This window comes from Bowdeniella nasicola, from assembly GCF_900107735.1.
Taxonomy (GTDB): domain Bacteria; phylum Actinomycetota; class Actinomycetes; order Actinomycetales; family Actinomycetaceae; genus Bowdeniella; species Bowdeniella massiliensis.
Map to the genome: position 1 here is coordinate 213,494 of NZ_FNQV01000003.1, position 10,831 is coordinate 224,324.

Genomic DNA, 10,831 nt, shown 5'->3' on the forward strand with positions numbered 1-10,831 from the left:
ACCATGAACGTCCTGAACGGGCTCGCCATTGGTACCGTCGTCGCACTCATCCCCGGCGCTCTGCTGGGTGAGCTGGTGCGGGCCCTCCTACCGCACGCGCCATGGCTGGAGGTCGTCTTGCAGGCGACCCAAGTCTCCAACGGCGTTATGGGGCTCGTCATCGGTTTCCTTGTCGGCGGCGCTGTGTGGCATCATCGGCGCAATCCTCGGCATCACCGGAACGCCGATGTTGGCCGGGTTCGGTTTTACCGGACTCGTCGGCCCGCTGGCCTACTTCGAGTTGGAAGGCTGGTCTCTGCTGAACATCGGTAAGGCGATCATCGCTTTCGTGGTCGCTCCGGTCGCGTTCGGGATCATCTTTAACCGGGTGTTCACGAAGATCGTGCCGATCATCGATCCCGAGGATTACCGCCTCAACTTCTCCTAAGGACAACGCTTCATGATCACGAGACTTGCTGAGCTCGACCACCTCGTTTCTCGACGGGAGGAGCCCGTCGGGATCGCCGTCGTCAACGCGTGCGATGACGCGGTACTCGACTCGCTTGCCGATCTCACCGCGGCCGGCACCATCTACCCGCTGCTCATCGATCCCTCGCCTTCGCTGCCGCAGGCCGCGGCAGCACACCTGGCCAAGGACAGCTATGAGTGTTTCACGGTGGCCGATGATGCCGAGTCCGCTGCACTGGCCGTAGCCCTCGTTCGCGAGGGGCGGGCCGGAGCCCTGATGAAAGGCCATGTTGCCTCCGGAGTATTCCTCAAGGCAGTCGTGGATCGAGAAACCGGAATCCGCTCGAGCGCGGTGCTCTCGCATGTCGCGGTTCTTGAGGCCCGCGAGCTCGACCAACTCATCGCCGTGACCGACGGCGGCATGATGACGGTTCCTAATGAAGAGCAAAGCGAAGCGATCATTGAGCACGGCGTTCAGGTCATGCAAGCGCTCGGCGTATCCGACCCGAAGGTCGCACTGCTGTCTGCCGCGGAAACCGTCATTCCCCGCCTACCTTCGGCGGAGCTGCAGGCAGGCCTCGCGGCTAAAGACGGGCGCGACATCACCGTGGAGGGCCCGATCTCTCTCGACATCGCCCTGATTCCAGGTATCGCCGAGGAAAAGGATTACCCGGGAGCGATCAAGGGCGATGCCAGTGTCATCGTCGTGCCCGATATCGTCACCGGAAACGTGCTGTCGAAATCGCTCATCTACTTCGGTGGCGGAGCGATGGCAGGCGTCGTGCTCGGGGCGGCGTGCCCGATTATCCTGACCTCGCGCAGCGCGGGAGCAGCGGAAAAGCGCTACTCAATCGAGCTCGCGATCGCGATGGGGGAGGGCGCATGAGTAGAATCCTCGCGATCAATCCGGGCTCTACCTCGACAAAGATCGCGGTCTTTGACGATGACAGGGAAATCTTCCGGCACGAGATCACCTACCGCGGCGCGGACTTCGCAGGCATGGACCGGATCACCGACCAGCTGCCTCGCAGGGAAGCCGACATTGAGGCGGCGCTCGCAGGCACGTTTGATCCGGGCAGCTTTGATGCGGTCGTTGGCCGTGGCGGGCTCGTGGGGCCGGTCGGGCCGGGCGGATATGAGGTGGACGATGATTTCCTCGACGTCATCACCAACCGGCCGGTCCTTGAGCACGCCTCCAACCTCGGCGGCCCCCTAGCCAAAGCCCTGGTGACGAAATTCGGTGTGCCCGGCGCGCACGCCTACATTTACGACCCGGTCACCGTGGATGAAATGTCGGATGCCGCCCGCATTACCGGGGTAGCCGGAATCGAACGCAAGTCGATCGGCCACCACCTCAACATGCGGGCCGTTGCCCGCAAACTCGCCGACGCGATTGACACGCCCTATGAGGAGGCCAGCGAGATTATCGTCCACCTCGGTGGCGGCTCAACGGCCTGTGCGATCAGCAGCGGGCGCATGGTCGACTTTGTCTCCGATGACGAGATCATGTTTTCAGCAGAGCGCAGTGGGGGAGTGCCCATCAAAGAACTCATCGCACTCGCCGGCAGCATGCCGCTTGCCGAATTGAAAAGCGCCGTGCGGGGCGGTGGCGGGCTGGCTGGTCTGCTCGGCACGACCGACCTGCGTGAAATTGAGTCTCGAATTGGCGCAGGCGATGAGCGGGCCGCTCTCGTGTTCGAGGCCCTGGCCCTGGGAATCGCTAAGACGATCGCAGCGCTAGCAGCCTCCCTGAAGGGAGAAGTCGATGCTATTGCGCTCACCGGTGGGATGGCCCGCTCAGAACTATTGCTCGCTGCGGTGCGGGAACGTGCCGGATGGATTGCGCCGATTCACGCCTTTGGCGGTGAGTTTGAAATGGAAGCCCTCGCGCTTGGTGCCCGGCGCATCGTGCTGGGCAAAGAACGTGCCCACCACGTCCGTGACTATCTAAGGACCACCCATGACTAACCCCATCGTCGCCTTTGACGTTCGACCCGATGAGCTCGGCGACTTCGATGCCTGCATGTAGCGCACCGGCGAAGAGATCATCATTCGCAACACCCGCCTCGAACTCGCAACACTCAACGACCTACCCGAAACGGATTCCATCTCAATCCTCGGGCAGTCGATCATTGACACCGAACTCATGGCCGGACTTGCCGAACGGGGCGTGAAGTATATTTCCACGCGCACAGTCGGTTTTGACCACATCGATCTCGACGCGGCGAAAAACTTCGGGATCACCGTCGGGCACGTGACATACCCGCCGAACTCCGTCGCGGAATACACCGTCATGCTCATTCTTATGACATTGCGTCGGATGAAGCTCGTCATGCACCGCGCCCAGATCCAGGACTTTTCGCTCATGGGAAGCCAGGGCTCAGAGCTGGGAAACTCGACGGTCGGCATTATCGGTACTGGTCGGATCGGAGCGATGGTCGCCAACCTGATCAAGCCCTTCGGTACCCGCGTGCTCGCTGCCGATCCCTACCCCAAGGCGGAGCTGGAAGGCATCGTCGAGTACGTCGACCTTGACACGCTCCTGGCCGAGTCGGACCTCGTGACGCTGCACGCTCCCGCATCGGACGCGAACCATCACCTCATCAACGCCGACAAGATCGCCAAAATACGCAAGGGCGCAACGATCGTCAACTGTGGCCGCGGTGATATGATCGACGCCGAAGCCCTGATCTCTGCCCTGGAAGCCGGCCATATCGCCGGAGCTGCCCTGGACGTGCTGGAAAATGACCTCGAGTACTTCCACCGCGACGTCCGCCTTGGCACGATACGCCATCGAAACCTCGTTCTCTTAAGGTCCTTCCCGAACGTTCTGGTAACCCCGCATATCGCGTTCTACACTCGCGAGGTTGTGACCGCCATGGTCGAGCAATCCGTTGGCTCGCTGCTGGAGATGCGCACGGATGGCACAAGCCCACTGGTCGTGAGAGGCGCCGTCTGATCGAGGGGCGACGTTCCACCACTAGTTAGGAGCGCAGCGCGGTAATCAGTTCCGTCAGCGCCTTGGGTCGTGGCCGGCCCTTTTGCATCGCGATCCCGATCGGCAGGTGCGAGACTCGGTCATCAAGCGGCACCCAGGCGAGCCCTTTGAGGGCGGTGAGCTCGGATAGCTGCATCGGTAACAGGCCAATTGTCCCGAGGTCCAGAATCGAGGACAGCAACACGTTCCACGAGTCGTTCGTGAACTGAACGTTGGGAGTAAAGCCCGCTTCTTGGCAGCGCTCGTGCAGCATCTCGCCCAGCACGTAATTGTCCGAAAACGAGGAGAACGCCTGGCCGGCGAGGTCTGCGTACGTCACGGAGGCACGGCTGGCGAGCGGATGGTCATCACACATGACCGCGGCCACCGTGTACGTCCCGTAGTCGCCGGCTAATGGCGTGATTTCGAGGTTCGGCTCATAGCAGGGGAAGGACACGACCCCGATGTCGAGCTGGCCGTCAGCGATTTCTTTTTGCATCGCGCGCGATCCCGACTGCACGAGTGAGACTTCCACGTCCGGGTGGCTGGCCATAAACCGCGTGATCTGAGGCATGAACTGCATCGAGAACAAGACGGTCAAGCCGATCCTGATTCGCTGTGTATCTTCGCTGCCGAGCGAGCGAACGTGGGCTGACAGTCGCTCTAACTCCTGCAAGATGGGCGCTCCGCCGTCAACGAGTGCGCGACCGGCAGGCGTCAGTGACAGGGGAGTGGTGGAGCGATCAAGAAGTTGCGCACCGAGTGACTTTTCGAGTTTTTGAATTGCGACGGTCAGGGTCGGTTGCGTCACGAACAGGGTTCGAGCGGCGCCCGACATGCTGCCGGCTTCTGCGACGGCGACGAAGTACTTCAGCTGACGAAAGTCCATAAGTGACGTGCGCCTTCCTTTCCGCCGGTGCCCACCCTTCGAGACTACTGGGCGGGACAATTGCGGTAAAGAAGCGGCCAAAAGCTAAGGTGGCGAGTATGAATTCCAGCGTGCGGGTCGCCGTTCAAGGCGAAGTAGGATCCAACTCCGATGCCGCGGTTCAGCAGATGCTGCCGGGCGCGACCGTCATCCCGTGCGAGTCCTTTACCGCTGCCTTCGATGCCGTCCACGAGGGGCGCGCCGACCGCGCTCTCATCCCCGTGGAGAACTCCTCCGCGGGCCGCGTCGCTGACCCTCACCTGTTGCTGCCGAACTCGAACCTGCACATCATCGGCGAGTTCTTCCTGCCGATCCACTTCGACCTCGTGGCCGCACCGAGCGCGACATTCGAGACGATCGAGGTCGTGCGCAGCCACGTCCATGCCTTCGGTCAGTGCTCCCAGCTGCTGCGGGAGCGTGGCTGGCGTACCCACATCAGCGCCGATACCGCCGGAGCGGCCCGGGAGGTCGCCCTCCTCGGCGACCCGAGCATCGCGGCACTCGCTCCCAAGGGCGTCGCCGAGCGGTTCGATCTGAAAGTCCTGCGCTCGCACGTGGAGGATTCCGCGATGAACGCGACGCGCTTCGTGCTGCTCTCGCCGGAGCCACAGATCACGACCTCCCGGCCCGCGATCACGACGATCTTGTTCCGCGTCCGAAACGTTCCCGCAGCGCTGTACAAATGCCTGGGCGGATTTGCCACAAACTCGGTCAACATCACCAAGCTTGAGTCCTACCAGATTGGAGGCACCTTCTTCGCCTCCCAGTTCTATGTCGATATCGACGGCCATCTCGATGACAAGAACGTGCAACTCGCCTTGGAAGAACTCGAATTCTTCGTCACCGATCTGAAAATCCTTGGCAGCTATCCCGCCCACCCCTACCGCGGACACCTGCGTGAGGGCGGCGGCCAATCCTAGGCCGATGCGCTGCGCAAGGCGGCAACCGGCCCTAGCATTGGGGCATGTCCACCCACGATAACGTCTCCAAATCCGGTAACCCGCCGAAGCTCGATTCGGCCGCCTACGAAAAGGAGCTGCGTCGGCTGCAAAGCGAACTCGTCGCGATGCAGCAGTGGGTGATCGAAACCGGCGAACGAATTTGCATCCTGTTCGAAGGTCGCGACGCCGCGGGCAAGGGTTCCGCAATCAAGCGCGTCACCCAGTACCTCAATCCCCGCCACGCGCGGGTCGTGGCGCTGCCCGCGCCGACGGAACGGGAAAAGACTCAGTGGTACTTCCAGCGCTACATCGCCCACCTGCCGGCCGCCGGGGAGATCGTCATCTTCGACCGCTCCTGGTACAACCGCGCCGGCGTCGAACACGTCATGGGGTTTTGCACCCCCGAGGAATACCACCGATTCTTGCGCCAAGCTCCCGATTTTGAACGCATGCTCGTCGACGACGGGATCCGCCTGATCAAGTACTGGTTCTCGGTGTCGGACACCGAGCAGGAAGCACGTTTTCGCTCCCGCTCCGAAGACCCGATGCGACGGTGGAAGCTGTCCCCGATGGACGTTGAGTCCATCACCCGTTGGGAGGACTACTCGCGCGCGAAGGACACGATGTTCGCCGCGACTGATACCCCGTGGGCGCGGTGGTACACGGTCGAATCCGAAGACAAGAAGCGCTCGCGGATCAACGTCATCAACGACATCCTCACCCGCATTCCCTGGCAGCGACTGGAGCCGCGCGAAATCGAGATTCCCTCGCGGCCGGCCTCCGCGGGTGAATCGAACTACGAGCGGCTCGACCGCTCGAAGTACGAATATGTGAAGGACGTCGCTACGCCGTTAGAAAAAGCCCGGGTGAAAGCGAAGAAATAGCCGGATACACTACCGGTTAGCTGACCCTTACCCGCTACCGTGAAGGATGCCCTCCCCGTGAGTAACACCGAGCCCCTGTCCGTCGCCGTCGTTGGCGCAGGCCCCGCAGGAATCTACGCCTCGGATATTCTCGCGAAATCCGGACTCAACGTCGCGATCGACCTGTTCGAAAAACTCCCGGCGCCCTACGGCCTCGTGCGTTATGGCGTCGCCCCTGACCACCCGCGCATCAAGCAGATCATCGTCGCACTGTACAAGATCCTGCAGCGCGGCGATATCCGCCTCATCGGCAACGTCGAGGTCGGCAAGGACATCAGTGTTGAGGATTTGCGTGCCCACTACGACGCCGTCATCTTCGCCACCGGCAGCGATGACGACGCCCCACTGCCGATCCCCGGCGTCGAGCTCGAAGGCTCCTTCGGCGCCTCCAAGTTCGTCTTCTGGTACGACGGCCACCCCGACTATCCGCGCACCTGGCCGCTTGAGGCCGAGCAGGTCGCGGTCATCGGCAACGGCAACGTCGCGCTCGACGTTGCCCGCATCCTCGCCAAGCACGTCGAGGACCTCATGCCCACCGAGATTCCGGACAACGTCGTTGAAGGGCTGAAATCCTCCCCGGTCACCGACGTTCACGTCTTTGGCCGCCGCGGCCCCGCCCAGGTGAAATTTTCCCCGCTGGAGCTGCGCGAGCTCGGAAAGGTGCCCGATGTCGACGTCATCGTCTACGAGGAAGACTTCGACTTCGACGAGGGCAGCGAAGAAGCGATCCGCACCTCCAACCAGACGAAGCAGGTCGTGAAAACCCTCGTCGACTGGACGCTGAAGGACCCCGCCGAGCGCACCGCCTCGCGCCGCATTCACCTGCACTTCTTCCACCGCCCCGTCGAAATCCTCGGCACCGAACGCGTCGAAGCAATCCGTACCGAGCGCACCGAGCTCGTCGGCGATGGCACCGTGCGCGGCACCGGTGAATTTATCGACACCCCCGTTCAGGCCGTCTACCGCGCCGTCGGCTACTCCGGCTGCGACGTGCCCGGCCTGCCCTTCGATTCCGCCCGCGGCGTCATTCCGAACGAGGAAGGCCGCGTGATCGGGGACGACGGCGAGGTCATGACCGGCATCTACGCAACCGGCTGGATCAAGCGCGGGCCGGTCGGCCTTATCGGCTCCACCAAGTCCGACGCCCAGCAAACAATCGGCCACCTCGTCGCCGATGCCGAAGCCGGCAAACTGCACGCCACTTCTGATGCCATCGGCCACGACGCCATGATGGCGGACCTCGATGAGCGCGGCGTGCGCTACACGACGTGGCAGGGCTGGGAACTGCTCGATGCCTACGAGCGGGAACTCGGCGCCAAGCATGGCGAGCTGCCGGGCGGCGGCACGCGGGAACGCGTCAAGGTCGTCCAACGCGAAACCATGACGGCGATCTCCCGTGGCGAAGAGCACGACGGGACCCTCTATTAACCATCACCGCGGGGAATACTCGCCTTTGACGAAGCGTTGACCTAGATATGCATAACCATCACAACGGGCTAAAAACGGCCGCGCTGCTCGGCGGCATGTGGGCGCTGCTGATGGCGATCGGCGCGCTCGTTGCCAGGGGCACCAATACTCCCGGCTTCCTGTGGCTGTTCGCCGTGGGCGGCCTCGTCATGACGTTCATCTCCTATTGGAACTCCGACAAGATCGCGATCCGCTCGATGAACGCCTACCCCGTCAGTCGCGAGCAGGCGCCGCAGCTGTATGCCATGGTCGAGGAACTCACCGTGCGCGCCAATCAGCCGATGCCGCGCCTGTACATCGCGCCGACGGATCAGCCGAACGCGTTTGCCACCGGCCGCAACCCGCAAAACGCGGCCGTGTGCTGCACCGAGGGCATTTTGCGCCTGCTAAACGAACGCGAGTTGCGCGGCGTGCTCGGCCACGAGCTCATGCACGTCTATAACCGCGACATCCTCACGTCCTCGGTCGCCGCAGCGATCGGTGGCGTCATCACCTCGATCGCGCAGTTCCTCATGTTCTTCGGCGGTGGCCGCAACCGCGAGGGCGGCAACCCACTCGCCCTGATGGCGATGGCGCTGCTCGCCCCGATCGCCGCGACCATCATCCAACTCGCGGTCTCCCGCACCCGCGAATACGACGCCGACGAAGACGGGGCAAAGCTCACGGGCGACCCGCTGGCCCTCGCGAGCGCTCTCAAGCGCCTCGAGTCCGGCGTTGCCGCCCGTCCGCTTCCCGATACTCCGAACCTGCAATCGGTCTCTCACCTCATGATCGCGAACCCGTTCCGCGGCGGGGGACTGAAGAAGATGTTCTCCACCCACCCGCCGATGGCCGATCGCATCGCGCGGCTGGAGAAAATGGCCGGCTACTAACCGCCCGGCTAGCGATAGTTCACGAACTGCAGCGCAGCATCCACATCGGCGCCCTTCAGGAGAGCAATAACCTCCTGGAGGGCGTCGCGTGATTTCGAGCTCACGCGCAGCTCATCACCCTGGATCTGAGCCTTGACGCCCTTCGGGCCCTCATCGCGGATGAGCTTGGTCAGCTTCTTCGCGTTCTCCTGGCTGAGGCCCTCCTTCAGCGTGCCCTCCATTCGGTACTCCTTGCCGGAGGCCCTCGGCTCCTTATCGCCGAGGTCAATCGCCTTCAGCGAGACACCGCGCCGCACGAGCTTGGACTGGAAGACATCGAGGATCGCGAGCACCCGCTCCGCTGAGTTTGCCACCATGACGATGGAATCGCCCGACCACGAAATCGACGCCCCGACGTTCTTGAAGTCGTAGCGCTGTGCCACCTCCTTAGCGGCCTGGTTAAGGGCGTTATCGACCTCCTGGCGGTCAACTTTGCTTACGACGTCGAATGATGAATCAGCCACGGCATACTCCTCGTGTGTGGTGTCGTCTGTCACGTTGGACGCTTGGCGCCCGCTAGTTGCCCACATTATCGCCAAAATCGCGACGGGTCTCACGCGCTGCCGATTTGGTATCTGGCGCCCATCTCCTGCTAATCTGGCCTTCGCACCACTTGCGTGCACGGCGGGTTGCCCGAGCGGCCAAAGGGAGCTGACTGTAAATCAGCCGCGGAATGCTTCGGGGGTTCGAATCCCTCACCCGCCACTATGTCCTGTATCGGGACATAGTTGACAGATGTGTCAAAGCATTGTTGACAGCGAGAAGGCTCTCGGAAGAAATTCCGGGGGTCTTCTTTGTTTTGGTGGTGGGGGTTCTTAGGTGGGGTCTTTGATTTTGGGTTGGTAGTTCTTGGTGGGGTCGATGTGGTGGTAGGCGATGATTTCTCCGGTGTGGGCATCGAGGGTGGTGACGTGTGGGCCTTCGATGAGCATGAGGATGGGGCGTCTGCGGTGGGCTCGTCCCATGCCTAGGTGGCGCAGTTTTCCCGCGTAGCGAAGGGTTACTTTGCCGTCGTTGTCGATGATGTCGTTGCGGGTGCGGTATTCGGGGTCTGGGACGTGGTGGGGGCTGGCTTTGGGGAGGCGTTCGTATGCTTGGCGGGGTGTTTGGTGGTTGAGTGCGCGGTGGGGTCGGTGATTGTTGTACCAGGTTTGGATGGTATTGAGTTGTTCTTGTAGTTCGGTGATGGTGGTGGCTTGGGGGAATGCGCGGGCGAGTTTTTGTTTCAGGGTGGAGTGGAATCGTTCGATTTTGCCTTGGGTTTGGGGGTGTCCGGGTCGCCCGTTTTTCTGTTGGATGTGGTGGGTTGTGAGCACGGTTTCGAAGGCGTTTCGGGCTCCGGGGCGGCTGGTGTAGCGGCTGGTGAAGACGAGTCCGTTGTCGCTGAGGGTGGCGGCGGGGGCACCGTAGGTGGTGATGAGGTTGGTCATGACTGCGGCAACATCGGCTCCGGTGCATGGCATGAAGGCTTGAATGGCCAGGAGGTATCGGGAGTGGTCATCGAGGAAGTCGAGGATGTCAGCTCGGCGGCTGCCGGTGAGGTAGGTGTGGGTGATATCGGTTTGCCATAGCTCGTTTGGTAGTGCGGCGGTGAAGTGGTGGTAGCTGGATTTGGGGCGTTTGCGTGGTTGGGGTTGAACGCGTCCGGCGTCTTTTAGGATGCGGTGGATGGTGGATTTTGAGGGGGTGTGCAGGCCTTGTTGTTGGAGGTGCCAGGCGATTGTTTCTGCTCCGTTATCGCTACCGGAGGTTGTCAGTTCATCGCGTAGTTCGATGATTCGTTTTCGTACGGCCGCGGTGATGGCGTGGGGTGTGGTGTGCGGGGCTGTGCTTCGGGGTTGGAGTCCTTCGGGTCCGTATTGTTGATAGCGGTCTTTAAGTACGTAGATCCACTGGCGGGAGACCGCGAATTTTTCTGCTGCTTCACTCACGGTGGGGGTGTCAAATAGTTTGTGTAAGCCGTGTCGGAAGGAACGGTGATTATCATGACTATGTTCGATAAATCTTTGCCGGGTAGGCCTTCGGGTCAGGACCTGGTTGATCAGCTCAAAGCTTCGGGGCAGCTTGATGCCTTGTTCGCTCAGATCGATGCGGGGGAGGTGGAGCTGACTGGTGATGGTGGTTTCGTGCCTGCCCTGGTTAAAGCAGCTCTTGAACGTGGCCTGCAAGCGGAGCTGACGAGCCACCTGGGGTACGAGAAAGGCGCAGCTGACGCGGCAGCGCACGCGAATTCGCGT

11 protein-coding genes, 1 tRNA gene and 2 pseudogenes are annotated in these 10,831 nt (G+C 62.0%); 11 read left to right on the top strand and 3 right to left on the bottom strand.

Features of this window, described 5'->3' with window-relative positions; genetic code table 11:
• Nucleotides 1-3: 3 nt before the first annotated feature.
• The 5 genes and pseudogenes from BLU67_RS12675 to BLU67_RS03370 form a co-directional block, all read left to right on the top strand.
• Nucleotides 4-151 (top strand): annotated as a pseudogene (locus BLU67_RS12675) (hypothetical protein); the annotation flags it as partial.
• Between the two features lie 18 nt (nt 152-169).
• A complete protein-coding gene (locus BLU67_RS12385; RefSeq protein ID WP_261977010.1) occupies nt 170-427 on the top strand; it encodes a PTS sugar transporter subunit IIC in 258 nt (85 codons plus the stop codon).
• A 12-nt stretch (nt 428-439) separates the two neighbouring features.
• The gene (locus BLU67_RS03360) at nt 440-1,333 is read left to right on the top strand and encodes a phosphate acyltransferase (RefSeq protein ID WP_092562072.1); all 894 of its coding nucleotides are present in this window, start codon (nt 440-442) and stop codon (nt 1,331-1,333) included.
• On the top strand, nt 1,330-2,415 hold the full coding sequence (buk, locus tag BLU67_RS03365; protein ID WP_092562075.1) for a butyrate kinase: 1,086 nt from the start codon (nt 1,330-1,332) through the stop codon (nt 2,413-2,415). The genes BLU67_RS03360 and buk overlap by 4 nt, the downstream gene beginning before the upstream one ends.
• Nucleotides 2,416-2,497: 82 nt before the next feature.
• Complete coding sequence (locus tag BLU67_RS03370; protein ID WP_261977013.1) at nt 2,498-3,406, top strand: NAD(P)-dependent oxidoreductase; 909 nt, start codon at nt 2,498-2,500, stop codon at nt 3,404-3,406.
• Nucleotides 3,407-3,431: 25 nt separating this feature from the next.
• On the opposite strand, the gene BLU67_RS03375 is transcribed toward BLU67_RS03370, so the two are convergent.
• The gene (locus BLU67_RS03375; RefSeq protein WP_092562081.1) at nt 3,432-4,313 is read right to left on the bottom strand and encodes a LysR family transcriptional regulator; all 882 of its coding nucleotides are present in this window, start codon (nt 4,311-4,313) and stop codon (nt 3,432-3,434) included.
• A 98-nt stretch (nt 4,314-4,411) separates the two neighbouring features.
• Between BLU67_RS03375 and BLU67_RS03380 the strand changes: the two genes are divergently transcribed.
• The 4 genes from BLU67_RS03380 to htpX are packed head-to-tail and all read left to right on the top strand — an operon-like array spanning nt 4,412 to nt 8,555.
• Entirely contained in the window at nt 4,412-5,272 is an 861-nt protein-coding gene (locus BLU67_RS03380) for a prephenate dehydratase (protein ID WP_092562084.1), read from the top strand.
• A 44-nt stretch (nt 5,273-5,316) separates the two neighbouring features.
• Nucleotides 5,317-6,177, top strand: coding sequence for a polyphosphate kinase 2 (gene ppk2 / locus BLU67_RS03385; protein WP_092562087.1), 861 nt, complete (start codon nt 5,317-5,319; stop codon nt 6,175-6,177).
• 57 nt (nt 6,178-6,234) lie between these two features.
• Nucleotides 6,235-7,644: an FAD-dependent oxidoreductase gene (locus BLU67_RS03390; RefSeq protein WP_092562090.1), complete on the top strand. Its 1,410-nt coding sequence runs from the start codon at nt 6,235-6,237 to the stop codon at nt 7,642-7,644.
• Between the two features lie 47 nt (nt 7,645-7,691).
• On the top strand, nt 7,692-8,555 hold the full coding sequence (gene htpX / locus BLU67_RS03395; RefSeq protein WP_092562093.1) for a zinc metalloprotease HtpX: 864 nt from the start codon (nt 7,692-7,694) through the stop codon (nt 8,553-8,555).
• An 8-nt stretch (nt 8,556-8,563) separates the two neighbouring features.
• Here the strand turns inward: htpX and BLU67_RS03400 are convergent, their stop codons facing one another.
• Nucleotides 8,564-9,058 carry a YajQ family cyclic di-GMP-binding protein gene (locus BLU67_RS03400; RefSeq protein ID WP_092562096.1) on the bottom strand — a complete coding sequence of 165 codons (495 nt, stop codon included), beginning with the start codon at nt 9,056-9,058 and terminating at the stop codon, nt 8,564-8,566.
• A gap of 159 nt (nt 9,059-9,217) precedes the next feature.
• Here BLU67_RS03400 and BLU67_RS03405 point away from each other — a divergent pair.
• A tRNA-Tyr gene (locus tag BLU67_RS03405) sits at nt 9,218-9,299 on the top strand.
• A 110-nt stretch (nt 9,300-9,409) separates the two neighbouring features.
• On the opposite strand, the gene BLU67_RS03410 is transcribed toward BLU67_RS03405, so the two are convergent.
• The gene (locus BLU67_RS03410; protein WP_092562099.1) at nt 9,410-10,525 is read right to left on the bottom strand and encodes an IS481 family transposase; all 1,116 of its coding nucleotides are present in this window, start codon (nt 10,523-10,525) and stop codon (nt 9,410-9,412) included.
• A 60-nt stretch (nt 10,526-10,585) separates the two neighbouring features.
• Between BLU67_RS03410 and BLU67_RS03415 the strand changes: the two are divergent.
• Nucleotides 10,586-10,831, top strand: a pseudogene (locus tag BLU67_RS03415) (IS256 family transposase); the annotation flags it as partial.